Origin of the sequence: Lactiplantibacillus garii (genome assembly GCF_003885105.1) — a bacterium.
Classification (GTDB): Bacteria; Bacillota; Bacilli; order Lactobacillales; family Lactobacillaceae; genus Lactiplantibacillus; species Lactiplantibacillus garii.
Map to the genome: position 1 here is coordinate 1 of NZ_QWZQ01000017.1, position 23,426 is coordinate 23,426.

General features: G+C 48.4%; 21 protein-coding genes, 1 rRNA gene and 1 other annotated feature. Of the genes, 17 read left to right on the forward strand and 5 right to left on the reverse strand.

Annotated features, from left to right (window positions below; all coding sequences use genetic code 11):
* From rrf to D1831_RS06430, 4 genes are all read left to right on the forward strand, one after another.
* Positions 1-92 (forward strand): 5S ribosomal RNA (rrf, locus tag D1831_RS06415); the annotation flags it as partial.
* Positions 93-461: 369 nt separating this feature from the next.
* Entirely contained in the window at positions 462-4,115 is a 3,654-nt protein-coding gene (locus D1831_RS06420) for a MucBP domain-containing protein (protein WP_158610640.1), read from the forward strand.
* 181 nt (positions 4,116-4,296) lie between these two features.
* A complete protein-coding gene (locus D1831_RS06425; RefSeq protein WP_125072109.1) occupies positions 4,297-4,557 on the forward strand; it encodes a DUF2187 domain-containing protein in 261 nt (86 codons plus the stop codon).
* A gap of 207 nt (positions 4,558-4,764) precedes the next feature.
* Entirely contained in the window at positions 4,765-6,189 is a 1,425-nt protein-coding gene (locus D1831_RS06430; RefSeq protein ID WP_125072110.1) for an MDR family MFS transporter, read from the forward strand.
* Positions 6,190-6,303: 114 nt separating this feature from the next.
* On the opposite strand, the gene D1831_RS06435 is transcribed toward D1831_RS06430, so the two are convergent.
* The gene (locus tag D1831_RS06435; RefSeq protein ID WP_125072111.1) at positions 6,304-7,206 is read right to left on the reverse strand and encodes a metal ABC transporter solute-binding protein, Zn/Mn family; all 903 of its coding nucleotides are present in this window, start codon (positions 7,204-7,206) and stop codon (positions 6,304-6,306) included.
* Between the two features lie 169 nt (positions 7,207-7,375).
* On the opposite strand from D1831_RS06435, the gene D1831_RS06440 reads away from it, so the two are divergent.
* The 8 genes from D1831_RS06440 (at position 7,376) to D1831_RS06475 (ending at position 13,115) form a co-directional block, all read left to right on the forward strand.
* Complete coding sequence (locus tag D1831_RS06440; protein ID WP_125072112.1) at positions 7,376-7,906, forward strand: CvpA family protein; 531 nt, start codon at positions 7,376-7,378, stop codon at positions 7,904-7,906.
* A gap of 151 nt (positions 7,907-8,057) precedes the next feature.
* Positions 8,058-8,426 carry a dihydroneopterin aldolase gene (folB, locus tag D1831_RS06445; RefSeq protein ID WP_125072113.1) on the forward strand — a complete coding sequence of 123 codons (369 nt, stop codon included), beginning with the start codon at positions 8,058-8,060 and terminating at the stop codon, positions 8,424-8,426.
* Positions 8,416-8,928 carry a 2-amino-4-hydroxy-6-hydroxymethyldihydropteridine diphosphokinase gene (gene folK / locus D1831_RS06450; protein WP_125072114.1) on the forward strand — a complete coding sequence of 171 codons (513 nt, stop codon included), beginning with the start codon at positions 8,416-8,418 and terminating at the stop codon, positions 8,926-8,928. Before folB ends, folK begins: the two co-directional genes overlap by 11 nt.
* The gene (gene folE, locus D1831_RS06455) at positions 8,921-9,490 is read left to right on the forward strand and encodes a GTP cyclohydrolase I FolE (protein WP_125072115.1); all 570 of its coding nucleotides are present in this window, start codon (positions 8,921-8,923) and stop codon (positions 9,488-9,490) included. The genes folK and folE overlap by 8 nt, the downstream gene beginning before the upstream one ends.
* Before the next feature lie 69 nt (positions 9,491-9,559).
* The gene (locus D1831_RS06460) at positions 9,560-10,837 is read left to right on the forward strand and encodes a bifunctional folylpolyglutamate synthase/dihydrofolate synthase (RefSeq protein ID WP_404819886.1); all 1,278 of its coding nucleotides are present in this window, start codon (positions 9,560-9,562) and stop codon (positions 10,835-10,837) included.
* Positions 10,834-11,442, forward strand: coding sequence for a non-canonical purine NTP pyrophosphatase (locus tag D1831_RS06465; protein WP_125072117.1), 609 nt, complete (start codon positions 10,834-10,836; stop codon positions 11,440-11,442). The genes D1831_RS06460 and D1831_RS06465 overlap by 4 nt, the downstream gene beginning before the upstream one ends.
* Before the next feature lies 1 nt (position 11,443).
* Positions 11,444-12,595, forward strand: a complete 1,152-nt coding sequence (gene folP, locus D1831_RS06470; RefSeq protein ID WP_125072118.1) for a dihydropteroate synthase — start codon at positions 11,444-11,446, stop codon at positions 12,593-12,595.
* A complete protein-coding gene (locus D1831_RS06475; RefSeq protein WP_125072119.1) occupies positions 12,588-13,115 on the forward strand; it encodes a DNA-3-methyladenine glycosylase I in 528 nt (175 codons plus the stop codon). Before folP ends, D1831_RS06475 begins: the two co-directional genes overlap by 8 nt.
* A 99-nt stretch (positions 13,116-13,214) precedes the next feature.
* On the opposite strand, the gene D1831_RS06480 is transcribed toward D1831_RS06475, so the two are convergent.
* Positions 13,215-14,102 (reverse strand): cation diffusion facilitator family transporter, encoded by an 888-nt coding sequence (locus tag D1831_RS06480; RefSeq protein WP_125072120.1) that lies wholly within the window; start codon positions 14,100-14,102, stop codon positions 13,215-13,217.
* A 253-nt stretch (positions 14,103-14,355) separates the two neighbouring features.
* Here D1831_RS06480 and trhA point away from each other — a divergent pair, with 253 nt between their 5' ends.
* The 3 genes from trhA to D1831_RS06495 all read left to right on the forward strand — a co-directional run bounded on the left by trhA (position 14,356) and on the right by D1831_RS06495 (position 16,083).
* Positions 14,356-14,994, forward strand: a complete 639-nt coding sequence (trhA, locus tag D1831_RS06485; protein WP_125072121.1) for a PAQR family membrane homeostasis protein TrhA — start codon at positions 14,356-14,358, stop codon at positions 14,992-14,994.
* 386 nt (positions 14,995-15,380) lie between these two features.
* Positions 15,381-15,689, forward strand: a complete 309-nt coding sequence (locus D1831_RS06490; RefSeq protein WP_125072122.1) for a DMT family transporter — start codon at positions 15,381-15,383, stop codon at positions 15,687-15,689.
* A gap of 16 nt (positions 15,690-15,705) precedes the next feature.
* On the forward strand, positions 15,706-16,083 hold the full coding sequence (locus D1831_RS06495; RefSeq protein WP_125072123.1) for a DMT family transporter: 378 nt from the start codon (positions 15,706-15,708) through the stop codon (positions 16,081-16,083).
* Between the two features lie 67 nt (positions 16,084-16,150).
* Here D1831_RS06495 and D1831_RS06500 read toward each other — a convergent pair whose 3' ends face one another.
* The gene (locus D1831_RS06500) at positions 16,151-17,272 is read right to left on the reverse strand and encodes a vitamin B12 independent methionine synthase (RefSeq protein WP_125072124.1); all 1,122 of its coding nucleotides are present in this window, start codon (positions 17,270-17,272) and stop codon (positions 16,151-16,153) included.
* Positions 17,273-17,345: 73 nt separating this feature from the next.
* Positions 17,346-17,591 (reverse strand) — a binding site (T-box leader).
* 127 nt (positions 17,592-17,718) lie between these two features.
* Between D1831_RS06500 and D1831_RS06505 the strand changes: the two genes are divergently transcribed.
* Positions 17,719-18,762: an AI-2E family transporter gene (locus tag D1831_RS06505; protein ID WP_125072125.1), complete on the forward strand. Its 1,044-nt coding sequence runs from the start codon at positions 17,719-17,721 to the stop codon at positions 18,760-18,762.
* A gap of 880 nt (positions 18,763-19,642) precedes the next feature.
* Here D1831_RS06505 and D1831_RS06510 read toward each other — a convergent pair.
* Both D1831_RS06510 and D1831_RS06515 read right to left on the reverse strand, forming a co-directional pair.
* Positions 19,643-21,097, reverse strand: a complete 1,455-nt coding sequence (locus D1831_RS06510; RefSeq protein WP_125072126.1) for a glycoside hydrolase family 1 protein — start codon at positions 21,095-21,097, stop codon at positions 19,643-19,645.
* 112 nt (positions 21,098-21,209) lie between these two features.
* Positions 21,210-22,028 (reverse strand): AraC family transcriptional regulator, encoded by an 819-nt coding sequence (locus D1831_RS06515; RefSeq protein ID WP_125072127.1) that lies wholly within the window; start codon positions 22,026-22,028, stop codon positions 21,210-21,212.
* 105 nt (positions 22,029-22,133) lie between these two features.
* On the opposite strand from D1831_RS06515, the gene D1831_RS06520 reads away from it, so the two are divergent.
* A complete protein-coding gene (locus D1831_RS06520; RefSeq protein ID WP_125072128.1) occupies positions 22,134-23,405 on the forward strand; it encodes a PTS sugar transporter subunit IIC in 1,272 nt (423 codons plus the stop codon).
* Positions 23,406-23,426 lie beyond the last annotated feature (21 nt).

A 23,426-nucleotide genomic window follows, 5' to 3' on the forward strand; every position in this document is an offset into this window, starting at 1 on the left:
CACCTGTTCCCATGTCGAACACAGAAGTTAAGCTTCTTAGCGCCGAGAGTAGTTGGGGGATCGCTCCCTGCGAGGGTAGGACGTTGCCATGCAAAGTTAGGAATCAGCTGCGGCTGGTTCCTTTTTTATATCCTAAAATTATTCAGCTGAACGCCGCTCGTTAACCGTGAAGAAACGGCAACAAGCGGCGTTTTTTGGTTAATTAATGGAAAATGAGAATAAGGATGCGATTGGTGTCATTAGTGGTGATATTGAAATCCCTATGATAGCATATGAAGATGTAGGTAGTTGTTTATTATTACAATTAACTGTTTTAACAAATAATTATTTTTGAGAATGATTTATAAACGAATAGTTAATATTAACAAATTTTAAAGCAATGCTTGAATGAATTTAGTTAATGTAAATAAACATCATAGGTAGCTTGCAACTTATTATTCACTAAAATGGAGGGGACCATTATGAGGTTAGTAAATGATAAATTACACTATAAGATGTACAAAAAAGGTAAACTTTGGCTATTTGCCGGAATGACCGTCGCGACACTCGCAAGCGGCGTACTGGTCGCTAGTGCGGATATGGGAGAAAATGTAAGCGCAGCCAACCAAGCGGCAGAAACGGTGGCAACGGAAGTACCCGCGGCAACCGTTGCGAAAACTGACACCGCAGTCACCTCTGCAACGGTTGCTAGCCCAACTGCCTCAGCATCTCAAACGAATCGGGAGCCATCAACTACGGCGAAGTTAGCAACTTCCGAAGCCGCGCCGCAATCTGCGCAACAGTCAACGCAAATTGATCCGGTTACGCCAACTGATAAACAGGATTCAACTACCCTTGTGTCGGGTACGGAACCGACTAGTAGTACACCCAAGTCAGAACCGGTAAGTGGTTCTACCGAACCCGAATCCACCAGTACGGAATCAACAGTTTCAGCTACCAGTGATGAACAATCGGAACAGCTTGCGACTACGGATAAAGTTGTGGAACCGGCACCGGCAAATACCCCGGACAAGGCTGAGTCAGCGGTACCCGCTGACCCAACGTCATCTGAACAAAAAGCGCCAGTCGTTTCGTCAGCTCCGGCTAAAAAGGCCCGGGCAGTGGCGAAGACCAAAGCGACGGTCGTCGACGCAAAGACGTTATCGGTCGCTAATGGGAGTAGCTGGACCATTGACGATACGGGTGTTTTAACGATTAACAGTGGGACGTGGGAATCCGTGGCTGGTGACGCCAATTCCTGGGTCAAAAGTAATTATTGGCGGACGGTCACGACCGTTAACATTACGGGACCGATTACCGTGACGGGTGGCACCCTTGTCAACGCGTTTTTTAAGCAAATCCAACCGATCATTAAGCCGATTACCAAGATTACGGGTCTGGAATACATTGATACGAGCAACGTGACGAGTCTAAGCGGCATGTTCTCAGGTAATAAAATTTCAGATTTTACGGGCATTCAAAACTGGGATACCAGCAAAGTAACGGTAATGACGTCCTTATTTTCTTCCAACAACGTGACCGACGAACGAAATATTCCGGTTCAAAATTGGAACGTTGGGAACGTCACGCAAATGGATAACATGTTCGCAAATACGCCCCTTCAAAGTCTCGACCTAAGTCGGTGGCGTCCGGTTAACCTGATGTCGGTTGGTGGCATGTTTAATAACTGTCCCAATTTAACGCGGGTCAACTTTACAGGGTGGCAGACGGCGGTTATTACGCAAGCTGCTAACATGTTTGCGGGTAATAGCAGCTTGGTGGAACTTGATCTATCCGGCTTTAACCTGACCCAATTGAAGGAAAATGGTGTGTGGAACGCCCTATTAGGAACTACTAGTCTGAAAACTTTGACCCTCAGTGACCAGTCCCGGTTATTGGTTGGAACACGGGACGCCGGGTTACCAACTATTCCAACGAGTGGGGACTACACTGGTAATTGGGTCGTTGCCAAAAAGGATGCTAACGGTAACTGGGTCGCGGCCACTAAGGAAAAGACGGGGAGTAGCGCCGACCTGATGAACTTATACAGTGTGAATAGCACGATTCCAACGGGAAACGTAACTTACATTTGGCAAGAAGCCGATCCCGTTGCGGCCGGTAAAGTTACGGTGAACTACGTGGACCAAGCTGGTAACGTGCTGAAATCGGGTGAGGCAACGTACCCCAACGGTCAGTGGGTCGGCAAAAGCTATACGACGCAAGCTGAGAACTTTGTCGGCTACGAACTAGTTGGTTTGAGTAGTAATAGTTTGGCCGCTAACGGCACGTTAACGCTGAACGGTGGAACGGTGACTTACGTTTATCGTCAGGCCGCTGGTAAAGTTACGGTGAACTACGTGGATGAAGCTGGCAACGTGCTGAAAACGGGTGAAGCGACGTATCCCAATGGTCAGTGGGTCGGACAGACCTACGTCACGGAACAGCAGAACTTTGCCGGCTACGAATTTGTCCGGGTGGCGAGCAGCGGTTTAGCGGCCAACGGGACGTTGACCGTCAGTGGTGGAACGGTGACCTATGTTTATCGCCAGGCCGCTGGTAAGGTCACGGTGAACTATGTGGATGAAAATGGGAACATTTTGGCAACGGGTGAAGCCACTTACCCGAATGGTCAGTGGGTCGGTCAAGACTACTCTAGTGCACCCAAAACGATTGCTGGGTACCAGTTTGATCGAATCGATAGTACCGGCTTAGCCGCAAATGGGATCCTGAATGCTAGTGGCGGAACGGTGACCTACATTTATAAGCAAACGGCGGGTAAAGTGACCATCAACTACGTGGACGAAGCTGGCAACGTGCTAGGTACTGGCGAGGCCACTTACCCGAACGGACTATTCGTTGGCAATCAGTACACCACTGACCAAAAGCAATTTACCGGCTATGAATTTTTACGGGTAGCAGGTAACGGACTGGCGGCTAACGGTACGTTGACCGCTGCTGGTGGGACGGTGACCTATATTTATCGGCAAGCTGCTGGCAAAGTCACGGTGAACTACGTGGATGAAAACGGCAATGTTTTGGTAACGGGTGAAGCAACCTATCCGAATGGTCAGTGGGTTGGTCAGGAGTACCAAACAAAACAGAAAACCATTAGTGGTTATGAATTTGTCCGGGTGGCTAATAATGGACTGGTGGCTAACGGCACGTTGACCGCTGCCGGTGGGACGGTGACGTACGTTTACCGGGTTATTAAGGCTGAAGGAACCGTCACAATCAATTTTATTGATGATACCACGGGAAAAGCCCTCACTGCTAAGACGGTGAGTGGGGATGAAGGGACGCAAGCAAATTTCAGTACGGCGGAACTCATTCGGTTTTATGAAGGTTTAGGCTACGTTCTGGTGAGTGATGATTACCCGGAAAATGGTGTTACCTATAACGACGGGACCCAGACGTTTAACGTTCATTTAAAACATAACTTTGTGAGCGTACCTGCAGAAAGTAAAACGGTCACCCGGACCATTCGCTACGTATACGCAAATGGTCAGTCTGCGGCGGCGGATCACGTTGCCCAATTGACCTTTACGCGGCGGGGCTACCGGGATCTCGTGACGAACACCGTAACTTGGGACGCGTGGACGGCCGATTCAACAACCTTTGCGGCGGTGGCGTCACCGATCATTACCGGTTACCATCCGGATCAGGACACCGTAGCTGCAATTACTAACGTGATGGCGGATAGTCAGGATCTGGTCGTGACGGTGACTTACACGGCTAATCCAGTTGACCCAGTTGACCCAGTTGACCCAGTTGACCCGGTTGACCCGGTTGACCCAGTTGACCCGGTTGACCCAGTTGACCCAGTTGACCCGGTCGATCCGGTTGACCCGGTTGACCCAGTCGATCCGGTTGAGCCAAATAAACCGGGACATTCAACGGGGACGTCGACGACACAGGCAGACGGTCTGACTACCCGTGTTAGGACAACAACGGATACTAACCATGACGATGTTTCCAGCGTGAATGCAACAACGGCTAATCAGCAAACCAAGACGCCCGCCGCTGCCGCAACCGACCTGCCACAAACCAATGAAACGACTCGTGGTGGTGCCTGGTCATTAGTGGGTGCGACGTTGTTGACCCTGCTTGGTTTGGTTGGGTACCGCCGTAAATCGTAATTCAAATTGATGATAAGGTTTTGAAAGTGGTGCGGCGCGCACCACTTTTTTTAGTGGACGTTTAATTTGAACGTTGACCGTCGTAACGATGTAAAAAGAATGTAAATTCGGGACCAATAATTGTTATTACCAGCATTAAGTGCTATGTTATTAGCATATTTTATGAAGTGGAGTGATGGTAATGGCTAATATTACTGTGGGAGACCGGGTTAAGTGCCAGAAGAATGGCAATACCGATCACGATTTCTATGCGAAAGTGGAAAAAATTTACGAGAACTCCGCGTACGTCACGATTACCCATTATGATCTGCGGGATGACATTAACGTGGCCGAACTTCAGTACCGGGCAGTCATCGCACTAAAGAAAATGAAGGTTGCTCAGCCAACTGATAGCGAAAAAGAAAAAATGCAGGCAGTTAGTGCGGCGATGTTAGCCGATTAAGCAGCTGCACGCTACTATATGGAAGATAAATTAACCGACTTGGGATACATTGTGCCCAAGTCTTTTTTTATGTAGCCAAACTTTATTGAAATGGTCTAGCAAATTTTTATTAACTAACCATGCGACTATCCCTGTACATCGAAACTTAGAATGGTACAATGGATTGTGATAGTTAATAACTGTTCTAAAGTAAGAGGGGGAATTATGATGAATGCAACCGATCAAACGGTGACCTTGACGGGTCGGCGACGGTTTTGGTTCATTTTTACGTTATTGACCGGGACGTGGACCATGTCGATCAGTCAATCGTCGTTGTCCACGGTTTACCCGACCTTCATGCGTGATTTTGGTATTTCAGCGTCAACGGTCCAATGGCTGACCACCGGGTTTATGCTGACGATGGTGGTGTTAATGCCGGTCAGTCCCTGGCTATTAAATAACATTGGGTTTAAGAAATTATTCTTAACGGTGTTGGTTCTATTTGACGCCGGCTCCATTATTATTTACTTTGCACCGAACTTTCAAGTTATGATGGTTGGGCGGCTGATCAAAGCGGCAGCGGTGGGAGTCCTGTTCCCATCCTACCAATCCATTCTATTGACGATCACGCCCGAGGAAAAACGCGGTACCACGATGGGGGTCGCGGGCCTAGTCATGGGTTCGGCCTTGGCATCGGGTCCCATTATTTCGGGGGTCGTTTTAAAGTTTACCGACTGGCACGGTTTATTTGCCGTTTTCATTACGGTCGCAACTATTTTGATTTTTCTTAGCTTTGTGACGATTAAAGACGTGATGGTCAACAAACCGTCTAAACTAGATCTGATTTCAATTGTGACCCTGCTTGGGTTTGCGGGTATTTTATACGTCGTAAATGAAATCGGCAAACCAAACGTTAACTGGACTTTCGGCTGGGTCTTACTCATCGTTTCAGTCCTAGCCGTCGCCTACTTTACGTACCGTCAGTTTCATTTGGAAACGCCGTTACTGGAGCTTCGCGTTTTGAAGACCTTTAACTATGATTTAGCCATTTTTCTAACGGCGATTTCCTACGTCGCACTGATCGTGGTGACGATCATCTTCCCACTGTATTACCAAGGGGTCTTGAAGGTGTCACCGTTTGTTTCGGGGATGTCGTTAGTTCCCGGCGCGGTGTTCCTCAGTATTTTGAACCCGCTCACGGGGCGCTTGGCTGAAAAAATCGGGTATAAGCAGATTATGTTACTCGGTATGGGAATGATCGTATTAGGATGGTTGATTCTCGCCGTAGTGACGGCGCAACTTAACCTAGTAACGATGATCCTAATTGCGGCGCTGATCGAAGGTGGGAACGCCTTTGTTATGATGCCCGCGGTTACGTTGGGTGCTAACTCGCTTCCTAACGAGTTGATTTCCCACGGAACGGCCGTGATTACAACGGTTCGGCAAATTCTGGGTTCGGCCGGGGTGGCCGTCGCCACGTTAGTTCTCTCTAACGTAACGGCTAGCCAGTTAAAAGCCGGTGTTCCTAGTTTAGCCGCAAACTTACACGGTTACCACGTCGTGTTCTGGATGATGTTAGGCATCGAGATTGTTGGGTTGGTACTCGCGTTAATGTTGCGTGACGGCCGCCAAACGACGAAGGATGAGCATTAGTATTTAAAATTAGAACGTAAATTGGTTTCGTTGAATTGAAAAGCCATCATTATTCTCCGCTCGGGGAATAATGATGGCTTTTATGGTTAGGCGTCCAAATTAAGGGCCCTTCAATTAACGCTGTTTTTGGATCTTAGCTAACTGCTGGTACTGACTTAACATCCAGCTTTCGTAAGTTTGGTTGGCGGGCAGCGTTTCGGTTACCTTTAAGACCGGTACGTTGTACTGTTTAGCCAACTTTACCATGTTCGTGATGATGTTACTGTCGGTTTGCGTGTTTTCCACAAAAAAGGCGATCCGGTGGTGCTTAATGTCTTGTTGCATTTGCTGAATATCTTTGGGGGACGGGTCGGCGCCTTCCTCAATCGACTTGGCAAAGTGGTTATTACTGATTTGATACCCGAGGGCCTTTAACGAGTAGTCAAAGACTGGCTCGCTAACCGCGACCTTTTGACCGGCAGGGTGATTTTTTAACCGGTTAAGTTTCGTAGTGATTGGTTTTAACTGCGTTTGGTAAGCTTTGGCCTGCTGATAAAAATACCGTTTATGCTGCGGCTGGATCTTAGCCAGGTCGGCCGCAATTTTGGTGGCCAGTTTAGGCATCGTGGTTGGGTCGTACCAGACGTGTTCGTTGGCCCCGTCCTTTTGGTTGGCAATTGACGTTCCCACTTCGATGACCCGGGCCCCGCTTGCCTTATTAACAATGAGCTTTTGCATCCAGTCGTCGTATCCCAGGCCGTTATAGATGATCAAAGCGGCGTTACTAGCCTGTTTGGCCGTTTTAACGGTGGGTTCAAAATCGTGTGGATCAATGCTCGGGCGGTTGATAACTGCCGTAACGTTACCGTACTTACCGGCCACTTTTTGAGCGGTTTGACCGTAAAAATCTAAACTCGTAATAATGTTGATCTTGCCACTACTAGTTTGTTGCGTGGCGTTTTTTGACTGGCAACCGGCCAACAGTGCGCTAATTCCCAGTAGTAGACCTAAGGTGACCCAGATTCGGCGGAAAGACATCGACAAAACCCCATCCTTTTTAAATCGTAATAATTACTGTTTACTTTAACTAAAAAACGGGTCAGCGTCAAGTATTAAGATAACGTTTAATCTTGGTCGTTATCGTATCCATTTGATCACCGACCTGCTAAAATAGCGGTACGATTGAAATAAAGGAGGCGGCGAACGCGTGATTTTTACAATTATCATTCTTTTTCTCTTAGGAACGGCAATCTTTAGGGGCTTTCACCGCGGATTCGTAATTGAAATGTTACATTTAATCGGGACAATTGGGGTCCTGATCTTTGCGCGGTTACTTTATCAGCCGTTAGGGACGACGATCAGCGGGCTGTTGACTAGTTTACATTTAATGACTGCGTCGGTTGGCAGTACCCTGATTATTAACCTAATTGCATTTTTCATTTTAACCTCGCTCGGTTGGGCCGTCATCCGAATGTTAGCGCGGGTTTCGCGCAGCGTGACCTGGTTACCCGTCATCAAGCAAGTGAACAGCTTAGCGGGTGGCGTCGTGGCGTTTGTCGTGTCGTACTTAGTGATTTTTGTTTGCTTATCACTAGCGAACTTATTCAATACGACCTTTATCCAAACGCAGATGGATAATTCACCGTTGGCGACGTTTATCGTTAAAAAAACGCCCGGTTTGACTAGTCAGTACTTGGGTGATTTGGTTAAATTTGACTCCGGTACGCAAAATTTATAATAAATACGGTTAGTTTGGCGCTCGGAAAACGATTCCGGGCGCCTTTTTACTGGGATTCCAAACGTTTCCGGTTTAAAACGGGTTATTTGTCGGATTACTCGCACGTTTCATGCTATCATTATAGGTAAAAACTAGCTTAAGAGGGATACTTATGGGAATGATTCGAATTAACAACTTACGCTTCCACACGTTTAACGGGGTACTACCAGAAGAACGCCGAAACGGGCAACAATTGGGTCTGGATATTGCCATTAAATACCCGATTGAAACGAAGGTCTTACACGACGACGTGCACGAAACGATTAATTACGCCGAAGTCCGGCACGTGACTGAACAATTTATTACGACCCACTCGTATAAGTTGATTGAATCGTTGGCGAACCACTTGTTAGAAACGTTGTTAGCCAGTTTTCCATCGGTTGATTTAGTTAACATTAAAATTCGTAAGTACAGTGTCCCGATGCCGGGAATCTTTGATAACGTCGAGATTGAGGTGGAGGGGGCGCCGGATGCCCAGTAATCAAGAACGGGTTTATTTAAGTGTGGGTTCCAACATTCACCCGCGGGTTCAAAACATTCAGCGGGCACTGCGACTACTCCGCGCCGTCGCGGCAATCACGGTGGTGGCCACCTCGCACTGGTACGAAACGGAACCGTGGGGCAACCGCGACCAGGCCAACTTTTATAACGTGTCGGTGGCACTGACGACGACGCTGACGCCGGACGAACTGTTAGCCGAATTACACGTGATCGAACAAGCCCTCCACCGGCGACGATTAATCCACTGGGGTCCGCGGACGATCGACCTCGACATTATCTTTTGGGGGGCACGGCAAATTCACACGCCACTATTAACGGTTCCCCACGCCCAAGCGGCCCACCGCAACTTTGTGTTATTACCGACCCAGGAAATTGCGGCGGATGACCCGCTGGTAGGCCCGCAAGTTGACCGACTGGTCGCAAAAAATCAGGATCAGAGTTGGATAAAAAAAGTGAGAAATGTGAGTGAGTTAGATGATTGATGAAAAGAACAAGGCTAAGATCGAACGTGCAGTCCGCGATATTTTAACGGCGGTTGGTGAAGATCCCGACCGGGCCGGACTGGTGGAAACACCGGAACGGGTCGCCCGGATGTACGCCGAGGTCTTTGCGACTAAGACGGCGGCACCGTTTGATAATTACAAGTTGTTTAAAGTGGAAGATCCAACTGAAATGGTGTTATTAAAGGATATTCCGTTCTATTCAATGTGTGAACACCACTTACTGCCATTTTTTGGAACGGTGCAAGTGGCTTACGTACCGCAACACGACCAAGTGATCGGATTGAGTAAGATTCCACGGCTGATTGACTACTGTGCGAAGCAGCCCAACGTGCAAGAACGCTTAACGGTCAACATTGCCAAGGAACTCCAGCGAATTTTGGACCCGGCCGGAATTGCCGTTTCCATTACGGCTCGCCACATGTGTATGGAAATGCGGGGCGTGTCGAAGCCCGGAGTTCATACGGAAAGCAGTTATTATAGTGGTCAGTTTAAGACGGACTTGGATTTAAAACGAGAATTTTTACAACGAATCGCAAAGTAGGGTGATTGGGTGGACACAGCAACCGTAACCAAAAAATATCAGGCGTTATTGGGTCGACTGAACCAGGCCATGTTAGCGGATAATCGTCAGCGCGTGCCGCTACTCCGGCGAATTATGGCTCATTTGGGGCACCCCGACCATTATTTTCACGTGATCCACATTGCGGGGACTAACGGCAAGGGCTCGACCGGAGCCATGTTAGCCAGTATTTTACGGGCCCAGGGTTATCAGGTCGGCCGGTTTAGCAGTCCGGCAATTAATGACGACCGCGAACAGTTACAACTTAATGGTCACTGGATCAGTCCGGCTGAATTCATTGATACTTACCACGAGATTGTGCCGGTTTTAAATAACATGGACTTACAGGCGCACGACGTTTCCATCTTCGAGTGGTTTTTCCTAATCAGTATGGTCTGGTTTCGTAACCATAACGTCCAGTGGGCCGTTGTGGAAGCCGGATTGGGTGGCCTGTACGATGCCACTAACGCGCTGGCGAGTCCCCAATTGACCGTGTTTACGAAAATTGCGCTGGATCACACCCGAATCCTGGGCCCGACGATCCGCGCCATTGCACAGAATAAGTCAAAAATCATCAAACCCCACACGACGGTCGTAACGTTGGCAGATCAACACCCGGACGCCCGCGCCGTTTTGCGGACGGAGGCCTTAAATCAGGGCGTGACCCTCGTAACGGCGGAGAAACTAACCATGACCACGCAACGCCAAACGGTCAACGGGATGGTCGTATCCGCGCACAGTCAACTATTTGACTGGTCAGACCTGCACGTGAATGTGAGTGGTGATTATCAGTTGCAAAATCTTAGTCTGGTTTTAACCGCCGTCGCGGTACTGCAACGGCAACAGGTGGCCCTGACTAAGGAAGCTGTTCGGGTCGGTTTACAACGAATCGTGTTACCGGGGCGGTTGACCGTTTTACAGCGGGAACCGCTAGTTATTGCGGACGGAGCCCATAATCCGGACGGAGTGGCCGCGTTGGTGCGTAGCGTCCAAACCCTATTACCCGGACGGGACTTGATTTACGTCGTAGGGGTTTTGCGTGATAAGGCCTACCCCCAGATGTTAAAACGTATTTTACCAACGGCAAGTTTATTGATTACTAATACACCGGCTAATCCAGAGCGAGCCCTGCCTGCCGGTGAGTTGGCACACACGGCCACTCGTTTAACGGTGACGGGGGGACCGGAGATCGTGGTGGAACCTACCATGGTCGCCGCTTTAGCCTTGGCACAACGACGGAGTACGGCTAACAGTGCGATTATCGTAACCGGGTCGTTTTACGTTGTACGGGAGCTCCAACAAGCCGGATGGAAGGGACTGGGACAATGAAAACGTGGTTGATTGCTTCCAACAATGGTGGTAAGAGCCGGGACTTGGCAGCTTGCCTGGCTTACTACGGCTTACGTGCGGAACCGTACTTGCAGCACCGACCCCAACTAATGTTCCCGCCGGAAACGACCACTAGTTACGTGGCTAACGCGCAGGCGAAGGCCCGCTTTGGCGCACAACGGCTAGGCGTGCCAGTTATCGCGGATGATAGCGGGCTAGAGATAGCGGCGCTACCCGACTTTTTGGGTGTGACGACCGCCCGCGACCTCGGCACGCACGTGGGTGGTTTTGACCGTAACCAGGAGATCATCACGGCAATGGCCGCGTTACCGAATGCGCACCGGCAAGCAACGATGCGGGCCACCTTAGCCGTTGCGTGGCCCAACGGTCGCGTATTAACCGCACAGGCAACCGTGGACGGTTACGTGACGCGGCACCAAGTCGGCGGATATTCCGGTGGCTTTGACCGGCTATTTTGGTTACCCCGTTACGGGCGGACTTTAGCAGAGCTGCCGGATCAATGGCGAATTCCGCTAACGCACCGCGGCCGGGCCGCTAGGAATTTGATTCAACAATTGCAGCAAACGAAAGGATCGGTGGAATAACATGCAAGTACAAGATATCACCAGTTCAATAGCACAAACCAAGGACTTTACCAGCGTTGCCCTCAACGCCCAAATTCAGCGGCAGCAACAGTTGGTATTACGTTTTAGTGACTATAATCGTGAGCAACAAGTTCAATTGACCCAGCTCTGTCAGCAACTGGACGGTACCGTCCAAGCGGGGCCGGAACAATTGACGGTCCTGTTAAATCAAGCGGCCGGCCGGCTATTGGCTAAACATTGGGCACGTTTCTTTAACGACCAGCCTACCGTTCAAATTCAACTGACCCAAATTATGAAACAGTATGATATTTTTTGGCAAGCCGGTGACCACCGCTTTAACCTGACGTCTAAGCCGTTAATTTACGGTATTATGAACATTACCCCGGATTCGTTTTACGATGGCGGGCAGTACAAAACGATGGCGGACGTTGTTAACCACGTTGGTGATATGCTGCAAGCTGGGGCGGACGTGATCGAAGTCAATGGTCAAACGACCCGTCCCGGGTTTAAGGAAGTTTCACCGGAAGTCGAATTAGAGCGGACGTTACCGTACGTCCGGGCAATTAAAGAACGTTTTCCGGAAGCCGTGATTGCTGTGGATACATATAAGTACCCGGTCATGCAAACGTTAATGACTGAAGGTGTCAGCATCATCAACGACGTTAACGCCTTTACGGATGATCCCCGTAAGTTGCGGTTGATGGCGGATAGTCGGGTGGGCTTACTGACGATGCATAGTAGTCGGGACCGTGAGTATCCTGATTTAACGAGTGGGATGCGGACCTTCTTTGAACAAAACTTAGCCGCGTTGACCGCTGCCGGGATCGATGTTGAACGAATTGCTTTGGACCAAGGTATTGGTTATTCACGGGTCGCGCATGGTGAACAGGACTACGTGATGATGCGGAACATCGACGAATTTAACTACTTGCGGCGACCAATGATGGTGGCGATTTCGCGTAAGGGCTACCTCGGACTGCTGCTCGGTTTAAAGAAAGAGGACCGCTTGCCAATGACCTTAGTCACCGAAACGGCTATGATGATGAAGGGCGGTCGGATCATCCGGGTGCACGACGTGGCCGAAACCCAGCAAATGGTCACCCTGTTAGAGCGAATTGAAAACGGCTACTGGTTGGTCAGCGACCATGATTAGTCCAACTGATTTTGACGACTTTACGGCTAACGGCGCCAAGGACTACGACGCCTACTTCGGAACGCCGACCCACGACGACCACGTTTTATTTGAATTGTTGACCGTAGGAATTTTACAAGTAGGTCTTAGTTGGCAGGCTGCGGCGGCGCAACTGCCCGTATTACGTCAATTCATGGACGGTTTGCGGGTCGAACGGGTCGCCGGGTACGAAGATCCCGAGTGGGAACGGCTGATGGCAACGCCGCAAGTCATCCATAACGGTCGGAAGTTGCGGGCGATTATTAAAGACGCCCGCGGAATCATCCTAATTCAGCGGGAATTTGGCAGCTTTAGCAACTACCTCTGGCAATACGTGGACGCCACGCCGTTATTGATGCCGGCCCCGGATGACGAGTTACCGCACCAGTCACCACTGGGCACACGGGTGGCAAAGGACTTGCATAAGCGCGGCTTTACCTTCGTTGGTCCGGTCGTGACCCACATGTTTTTGCTAGCGGCGGGGATCATTAAAGTTAATTAATGTGATCTGCTTAAGAATACTAAAGATGGTAATTACTTGTTTTTAAGCGTAAACAAAAATGATCAGCAATTAATGCTGGTCATTTTTTGGATGAATCAATTAAATCGAATCATCGGTGGTTTCAAAATCAACCTTGCCAAGTTCGACCTGGATGGTAATGTGGGTCAGCGGGAATTTTGAACTGAGTTCCTTATTCAATTTTTCCAAAAACTCGTTGTTGCCGTCCAAAGTGGAACGGCAAAGGTGAACCGTCATGGCGGTCTCTGTCGTACTCATGCCCCAGATATGGAGGTCGTGAACTTGGTTAACGGTCGGTTGGGCGACTAAGTAGTCGTGAATGGCTTGCTGGTCAACGTTACTTGGGACCGCCTCGAGTGAATAATTCATCGCGTCGCGCAGTAGGCCCCACGTCCCAATCAGAATAATGACGGCGATCAATAGTGAAACGACTGGGTCTAACCAGTACCAGCCGGTTTGTAAAATGATAAAGCCGGCTACGACCACCCCAACGGAAACGCCGGCGTCGGCGGCCATGTGCAAAAAGGCACCCTTAATGTTTAAATCGTGTTTTTGGCCCTTCATAAAGAGGAAGGCGGTAAAACCATTAACGAGGATCCCGATGGCCGCCACAATAATGACGTCCCATTCCGCGACCGGCCCGGGATGGGATAAACGCTGAATGGCTTCCACTGAAATTGCACCAATGGCGACCAGTAAGAAGACGGCGTTGAAGAGGGCGGCTAAGATTGACGAGCTCTTATAACCGTACGTGTACTTAGCGTTAGCACTCTTTTGACCGAGCCACAGGGCTAACCAGGAGATCAGTAAACCTAAAACGTCGCTGAGGTTATGACCGGCATCGGCAACGAGGGCTAACGAACCGCTGGCGAAACCGTACCCCGCTTCTAAAACGATGAAAACCGAGTTAAGTAGTACGCCAATTTTAAAGGCGCTGGTTTGTTGTTGAATTTGATGGTTGTGTTCCATAATTTAACACCTGCTTCTAGGTTAAGTTTACACCTTAAATGGGTGTATTGAATATATATGAATAAGCAAACATATGAATGACTGTTCATGTGTATTGTAACATGTGGAATAATTAACCACAATATGAAAGTAACGGGTGAAAATTCACTTTAAATTTACATTGACAAGATTATCTAGTTTTATAGACTAGATGTGTTGATATTGACATGTGATGATGGTATGCTAGTTACAACAAAAACATGAGGTGATCAACATGGGACAGTCGTCGCGGCGTTATCAAATTACGAACGAAGTTTTGAACTCAGCGACCCACGGAATTGGGATTGCGTTAAGCATCGTTGGGTTTGTTTTTTTGATGCTCAAGGCTTACGGGGACGGTTCCGCACTGGAATGGGCGGCGTTTATTATTTACGGTTGTTCGCTGTTTGTGTTGTATACCTGCTCAACCCTGTTTCACGGACTGTACTTTACCCGGGCCCGGGAAGTTTTTCGGATCTTTGACCATAGCGGGGTGTATATTTTGATTGCCGGAACATACACACCGTACAGTTTGTTGGCCATTAAGGGTTGGCTTGGTTGGACGATCCTACTCACGATTTGGGTTTTAGCAATTGCGGGGATCGTGGTCAACGCGGTGTGGCCCGGACGGTTACGTAAGGTCGAAACGGTCATCTACGTTTTGATGGGGTGGATGTGTCTCGCGGGTGGTAAACAGCTGTGGACCCACCTAGGCGTTACCGGTTTTTGGCTCCTCGTTGCCGGTGGCGTAGCCTTTACCTTGGGAGCTTTGCTATACAGCTTTCCGAAGATTAAGTACATCCACGTGATTTGGCACGTGTTTGTTTTGATTGGGACGCTACTCATGTATTTTTCGATTTATTTCTATATTTAAATAAAAATTGAAGGCGCTCAGTAAATCGTACAACGATTACTGGGCGCCTATTTTAGTGGAGAAAGGATTCCGGTTAGCGCCGCAGTCAGCCTGGTGCCAACCCCGCGTTAACTTACCCGCTCGGCTAATCTTCACCCGAAGTTCGCCTGAACCTCACACTTTATTGAAACGTGCTCGGGTCCGGCAACGGGTTCCGGTTAGCGACGCGGGCAAAATTATGCCCAGCCCGCATAACCTTGCCCGCTCGGCTAATCCTCACCCGAAGTTCGCCTGAACCTCACACTCTGTAACTAAACTGTAATCATCCAGGCGTTTCTTTTTATTGTGTTTTTTATAATTTTTCCGTAAAATGGTAGGACAACTGAAATTTTAGTGAGGTGAGCAAAATGGCATACGGTTTATTGTTTGGTGGCATTTTTATGGAAGTAGTCGGGAGCTTTTTCTTGAAGCGCGCGAACGGGTTTCGCAACTTGATACCCACGGTGATGGTACTAGTCGGGTATTTTAGTTCGTTAGTTTTAGTAACCTTAGCGATGCAACGCCTACCACTCGGGGTGACGTATGCCATGTGGGCCGGCCTGGGAACCTTTGCGACCGTCGTGTTAGCGGTAGTAGTTTACCGGGAACGGTTAAACCTGGCTAAAATTAGCGGGTTACTAGCGATCGTGATTGGAGCGATTCTGTTAAACGTTTAAAAAGGGGGAACTACAAATGCGAGCATGGGTACAATTAGTTTTTGCAATCGGGGTTGAAATTGCGGGTACCAGCCTGTTAAAATTATCAGCCGGTTTTAGCCACCCGTTCATCGGGATGGCCGGGATGTTACTATACGGCTTAGCTATTTTTAGTTTCTCCCGTGCGTTAAGTCGGATTCCGCTCAGTGTCGGCTACGCCGTTTGGGCCGGGGTGGGCACCGCGGTGACCGGACTCATTGGAATTTTACTCTTTGGCGAAATTATGACCGCAATTAAGGCAGTTGGGTTTTCGGCCATCATCGTTGGCGTAATTTTATTAAATGCGCCGGTTAAAGCCCCAACTAACGAGGCCACTGTGAGGCAATCTCGGTGGCGGACGCGGGTTAACCGTTAACTAATATAATCGGATTAATATTAAAAGGGTTTCCGGATAGTTTCCGGGAACCCTTTTAACGTAGTGGTTAGTCTTCTGGCCAGACGTCTTGAGCCGTTGCAATGACTAAGTTTAATTTAGCCCACTGTTGTGCTTCAGTTAACTGGTTACCCTCTTCGGTGGAGGCAAAGCCGCACTGCGTGGATAACGCTAAGTTGCTTAGTGGAACCTTTTCGCTGGCCGCTTGAATACGCGCCTTAACGTCGGCGGGATTTTCAAGTTCGGGGAACTTGGAGGTGATTAAGCCCAACACGATTTGTTTGTGATCATCGTGATTCCAAATTTGGTCGAGAACTTCGAACCCACCAGCCCGCTGGTTATCGTATTCGAGGAAAAGCCCATCGTAGTTCAACTGACCTAAATAGGGCGCAACCACGTCGTAACTGCCGGAGAAGAGGTAGGTGGACTTAAAGTTACCCCGACAAATGTGGGTAGTTACCGTCAAGTCGGCGGGTAAATCTTTTAACGCTGCGTTAATGACGGTCACCGCGTCTTCAGCCATCTTAGTGTACTTCGCGTGGTCTTCCTGATCGTCGTTAAGTTTACTAATCAAAAAGGCCCAGGTCGTGTCATCCAGCTGTACGTAACGACAGCCAAGGTCGTAAAAATGTTGGATGGTTTCGTGGTACGCCGTCGCCAGGTCGGTTAAATAAGCGTCCCAGCTATCGTAAAATTGCGCCCAGTTGTCACTGCGGTTGTCCCGAAACAGCATCGTCGGTGACGGAATTGTTTGCTTGGCTAAAACGCCGGCGGGAACTAGTGATTGTAAATATTTAAAGGCCGCAAAGAACGGGTGGTCCGGATTATAAGCAACTTTACCAACGAGTTCGGCATTATCGGTGCGGGTGTGGTCGCCCTTAAACTTATAACTTTTGTGGTAATCGTACTTACCGACACCGGTTAACCCCCAGAGAAAATCGAGGTGCCACCAGCTGCGTGAAAATTCGCCATCGGTGACCGCTTTTAAGCCGAGCTGAACCTGTTTTTCAACGATTCGTTTAATTTCGGTTTGTTGAATGGTGATTTCCTGTTCACGGGTAATTTCTCCGGCGGCTAATTGGGCGTGGGCCTTTTTGAGACTGGCCGGGCGGAGTAAACTGCCGACGACGTCGTAGCGGAAGGGTGCTTGTAAAGTGGTTGTAGTGGTCATAGATATCAAACTCCTTAGTTAGTGTAAAAGTTGGGAACGAAAAAAGCGTCGCCCTGAAATAATGTTTGTCATTATTCAGGACGACGCTGGGCCGTGGTACCACCTGGTTTTAAGCCGTATCACTACGACTTACTCAAGACAACTGCACGTGCAATTGCCAACTAGGCTAACGGCTAGTTAAACCGGCTTTGATTTGCTTAACTGTTCATCAAAGCGAACTGTACCCGAGACCATCTTCATTGGTTGCCCCGGTGTCGTTTCACCACCCCGACACTCGCTGTACGGTTTCACCAACTACTCATCTTTTAATCGTTCTTTAATTATTGAATTCTATCTTACGGGTCTTTACTCGGAAAGTCAAATTTAATTTAAAACCCCGACCAATCGTTCCCGTAAAACTTATCATAATGCTATAATGCAACTAATATATCAAATGGGGGTTCACGATGGATCGAATAATTCGTTTTTTCAAACGGGACGACGTTGACATGTACTTAACGCTGGCGTTTTTAATCGTTGTTATTTACTTGATGCGCGGCTTTGCGACCGTAATTTTGTTAACGACGATCTTTGCCTTTTTGGGGATTAAGGTTAGTCGTTGGTTAAATTTAAAAACGCACTTACCGTACTGGATCGCAGTCATTGTCGTTTACGTGCTGGTGATTGGAATTTTTATCGGTGCGCTTTCCTACGCCGCGCCGACGCTGGTCACCCAATTAAAGGTTATTCCGGACATGTTGGCTAAGGCGATTACGAATCACCCGGTCTTAAATAAAAATATCGATAAATGGGTTAACCAGGCTATTCATAGTAGTGAGTTAATTCAAAACGGGAAGTCAATTCTGGTCACGGGAATTAAGAAATTGGGGAACGTCGGGACCGGCTTTACGCACGTCCTCATGGCAATCTTTTTAAGCTTCATTTTTGCCGTCTCCCGTGGTCGGATGATGTTGTTTGGCCGCCAATTTTTAAAATCAAGATTTAAAAAGTTCTTTGGTAATATCTATTACTTAACGCATAAATTCATTATGATTTTGGGCCGCATCATTGAAACCCAACTAATTATCTGCACGATCAATACCGTCTTAATGACAATTGGGTTCATGATTATTGGCATGCCCAGTATCATGGTGTTAGCGATTATTGTCTTTATTTTAGGCCTCGTACCGGTTGCGGGGGTCCTGCTGTCCATGATTCCGTTAACGTTACTCGCGTTTGCCTCCGGCGGTATTATGCGGGTCGTTTGGATCATCATCCTCGTGATTTTAATCCACGCGTTTGAGTCCTACTTCCTACACCCCCGGTTAATGGCGGACCGGACCGATTTACCGGTTTTCGTAACGTTCATTACCTTAATCATCATGGAAAGTCTGTTAGGTGCCTGGGGCCTGATCATCGGGATTCCAATCGTCGCCTTCTTCCTAGACGTGTTTGATGTTCAAAACTCAGAACCAAGACGGGCGCCGTCAACCAATCATTCTGCTAAATAATATTAATAACGGCATACCAGTCCCCGGTCATTCCGGGGACTTTTTTTGAATTACACGCCCCGATTACTGAATGAAATCAAGGTTAAAATGGTTCTGGAAGTACGCTTAAGTTCTATAAGTTAGTGAGTGGTTTCCGCCTTCCGGTCGGCCGCGATTGGGCTGGAACGCGGTGGGCACAACTTGAAGCCAAGCACAGCCCGCTTGTCTCCAAGCTTGGCCTTTTACTAGGCCGAGAAAGGACCCCGGCCAAGTAAAATTTCACCGCTGAGCCCATCGCTGCTTTCCCTCCCGGCTAAAGGAGTCGTTGGCGCCGTGTAAAGTGGGCATAGGTTGTTATTAATTAGATTTCAATTTAAAAATTGCCCTTATGAAACTTAGAATAAACCAACTTAGTTATCATCGAAATTAAACTAGATTGCTAATTTTCCAATTGCCAAAACGCTACTACTTACCGGTTACGGGCGATTCCGTAATTAAAATTACAGAAACCGTTATTAAAAATAAAAACACCATTAAAGTTTTAAAAACGTGCACCAGCCGTAGCGCCAACGATTAGCTTAAGCCGGGAGCGACCGCGCTGATGAGCTCAGTGGTGAAATTTGACTTACGGTCGGTTTTTTCGACCGTTACGTCAAAGGCCGAGGTTGGAGACCGGCGTGGGTTTCGACGGGCTTCAACTCGTGCCCACCACGCTCCAGCTCAGTCAGCGCCGAGCGGGAGGCGAATATTGACACTAACTATGGAAATGTCGGCGCACTATGGCGTACTAGCATCACCGCAGTTTGACTAAGAGGGTAAAACAAAAAAACGGGCCGGCAGTGACCATGACTGCCGACCCGTTGAGATTCTCTTATTCAATTAGTAACCGACCACGAACGGGTTAATCTTGTAGCGTTTCACCATCGCTGGCGATGACCTTTTGGTACCAGTAGTAGCTGTCCTTGGGGTAACGGGCCAAGTCCTTAGCGTCCGTATCGTTTCGGTCAACGTAAACAAAACCGTAGCGTTTGTCGTAACCGTTGAGCCAACTTAATAGGTCGGTGAAGGACCAGGCACAGTAACCAAGTACGGGAACACCGTCGTCGAGGGCCCCCTTGAGGGCTAAAAGGTGTTGTTGCAGGTACTTAATACGGTAATCGTCGTGAACTTGGTGATCTTCCGTTAGTTGATCTAAGGCGCCCAAACCGTTTTCCGTTACTAGGATGGGTAACTGGTATTTTTCGTACAGTTGGCGGAAAGCGACTCGGAAACCAACCGGGTCAATTTCCCACCCGAAGGCGGTCTTTTCCAAATCGGGATTTTCAACCGAATGGAAAAGCAACTTTTCGGGACTAAGGCCGTTTTCGGCGTCACCGGCCATTAAGTACGGGTCGATGTTCGTCAACTGCTTGGTAGTCGTGGGAGTGTGGTGGGTTGGTGCTTCAACCGTCCCACCGTGGTAGTAATTTAGACCAATGAAGTCCGGGTGTGCTGATTTTAATAACTGGTCGTCAGCCGCCGTGACTTCGGGGGCGATGTTTAACGATTGCAACGTCCGCATAATTTTAACTGGGTAAGTGCCGCGGCAGTAAACGTCCATCCACCAGTCATTGTTGAACTGGTTGGCGTTGACGGCGGCTAACACGTCCGCGGGATTGCTGGTAGCCGGGTAAACTTCACCGTAGCCGAAGCTCGGACCGATTTTGCCACCAGGAACTAACTCGTGGAAGAGATTAATGGCCGTAGCGTTGGCCAAGTTGACCACGTGGTTCGCTGCGTACATCCGCTTGATGTCCTTGACGTTCGGTGGGTGTGATGCCCACCGGTAGCCTAGGGCGGTAAAAACGTTTTGTTCATTAAAAGTGACCCAATACTTGACGGCACTGCCTAAACGTTCAAAAACGACCCGACAGTACTTCGCAAAGGCGTCAACGACTTTGCGTGATTCCCAACCGCCATACTTATCTTGTAAGGCTTGGGGTAAGTCCCAGTGATAAAGGGTCACGACCGGTTCAACTCCGTGGGCTTTTAGGTCGGCGATTAAGTCGGCGTAAAATTGTAGTCCGGCTTCGTTGACCGCACCGTCGCCGTCCGGAATGATCCGACTCCACGCGATGCTAAAACGGTACGCTTTTAGGCCGAGCTGACCCATTAAAGCAACGTCTTCGTGGTAACGGTGGTAGTGGTCAACGGCCACGTCGCCGTTGGTTCCGTTCTTAGTCTTGCCCGGAATCTTAGCGAAAGTGTCCCAAATTGAGGGCCCTTTGCCGTCCGCGTGCGGGGCGCCTTCGATTTGGTAGGCCGCCGACGCCGCACCCCAGAGGAAATCGTGGGGAAATTGATTAGCAGGTTCCATAAATTAACAATGCCTCCTAAACTGACTTGTTAGCTTAAACTTAGCATAGCCGGTAGGCAAAGTAATTACCGAGATGTACGTAAAAATACCATAAAATGAAACTAACTCCAGCTTAAAAGTAAAAGTGCCTGAATTTACCGGGAGTCACCCGTTCCGCTCGTTTGAACATCATAATAAAGTAGCTGTAAGTATTAAAGCCAACCATTCTACCAATTTCTTCAACTGATAGATCCGGCTGATTAAGGAGTAGTTCCTTTGCTTTACGAATTCGCAAGTCAATTAAAATTTGGTGCGGAGTACTCCCGTAATAGGTCCGAAAAGTTTCTAGGATGTACTGAGTACTGTAGTGGGTGACCCGTTGAAAGTCGCGGTTATCTAAGTCGTCAGTGTAGTGGTCCCGAATCAGGTCCAGAATTGGCGCGATGATTTTCTGATAACCTTGCTGGTTACGCGGATTATCCAGCATGTATTTTTTCAATAGGAGTAAAAAACTGTAGACCAGTTCCGAGGACCCGTAGATGTGAAAGGGGTCGGTATTTTCGATAGCGTCGTAGTGGTTTTGAATGAAATCACGAATTTTAGCGTCGGGTTGACTAAGGTACAGGTAATCCCGAAAACCGAGGGTCGTGGTAATTTCACTCACCAGCGCCCCGCCAAACGTAAAGTAGCCCGTCCGCCAGTTGGCGTTTTCACCGGGAGTTGCACTGTGGTAACGATGCGGAATGCCCTGATTGATCAGGATACCTTGGCCCGGATTTAACGTGAGTGTTTGATTTTCAATCTCTACAATTCCACTGCCGCGATAAGTTTGTAGCCAGTGAACGTAGGGATAACCCTGAGGTCGATTAACCGCTTCCTGACGCCAATCGTAGCCAATACTATCTAAATAAAGTGGCAGTGAACGGTCTTTGTCTTTAAAACTATAGCGCATGGTTTCACCTTCAACTTGTGTTATTTAGTGAGCAATTTCTTTAATTACAATAACACAGGCCTATGGTATTGTGAACGCATAGAAAGAAATTAGGAGTTGATAAAAATGAAACCGCTAACTAATTGGTTCCAGAACAAATTTACCCCGGCACTAGCCAAGTTCGGGAACATGAAGTACCTCGTTGCGTTACGTGACGGGATGATTATTACCGTACCGTTTACGGTGTTCGGAAGTATTTTTATGATCATTGCCAACCTGCCAATCAATGGCTGGAGCAATCTGATCAAACCGATTCAACCGATGCTTCAAGCACCAGTTACCATGACCTTTGGTATTTTGGCCCTAATCGTTGCAATTGGGATGAGCTACCAAACTTCGAAGGCCAACCACATTGACCCGTTATCCGGGACCGCCATTGGGACGGTAGCGTTCTTAATGGCCATGCTGAACAATAAGGGGACCATTGATTTGGCCGACCTTGGTTCCGGCGGGATGTTTACCGCGATTGTGATCGCCATTTTATCTTCTGAAATTATGCGATTCTTTATTAAGCGTCACATCGTCATTAAAATGCCCGATGCCGTTCCACCGGCCGTTGCCAGTTCGTTTGCTTCCCTATTACCAGGGAGTGCCGCCTTATTAGTTGTTTGGGTCATTCGGGTCGTTTTCAACATTCAAATCAACAGTGTTATTCAAGCCATCTTCTCACCGCTCGTGGTCGGTTTGAACAGCTTCTGGGGTGTTGAATTTATTCTCTTCTTGACGTTACTCATGTGGACCGTTGGGATTCACGGTAACAACGTGATTGGGGCGGTTGCCTCACCAGTTTACCTGCAATTTTTGACTGCTAACATCAACGCCGTTTCGGCTGGCCGCGCTGCCACCCACGTTACGGCGGACGGTTTCCTAAACTTTGGGATGAACATCGGTGGGACTGGTGCCATCTTAGGATTAGTGATCTGTATGTTGTTTGCTAAGAGTCAACGTTACAAGCAGTTAGGCCGGTTAGGTTTTCTGCCTTCCGTCTTCCAAATTAGTGAACCAATTATGTTCGGGTTCCCGGTTGTTTTGAACCCGTCACTGATGATTCCGTTTATCTTAGTTCCAATGGTACTTCAAGGAATTAGTTACTTCCTAATCAAGTACGGTATCATTGGCATGATGATTGCCCAAGTACCGTGGACCACGCCAACCATGCTGAATGGGTACTTGATCACTGGTGGTGACTGGCGGGCACCGGTATGGCAGTTTATCCAGTTAGTCATTAGTGTGGCGTGCTACTGGCCATTCTTTAAAGTTTGTGACCGGAAAGCTTACGCTGAAGAACAACAGAGCGCGGCTGAAGAAGCCACTGCTGGGGAACACGCCCAAGCTTAAAACGGATTACGAATTTAATCT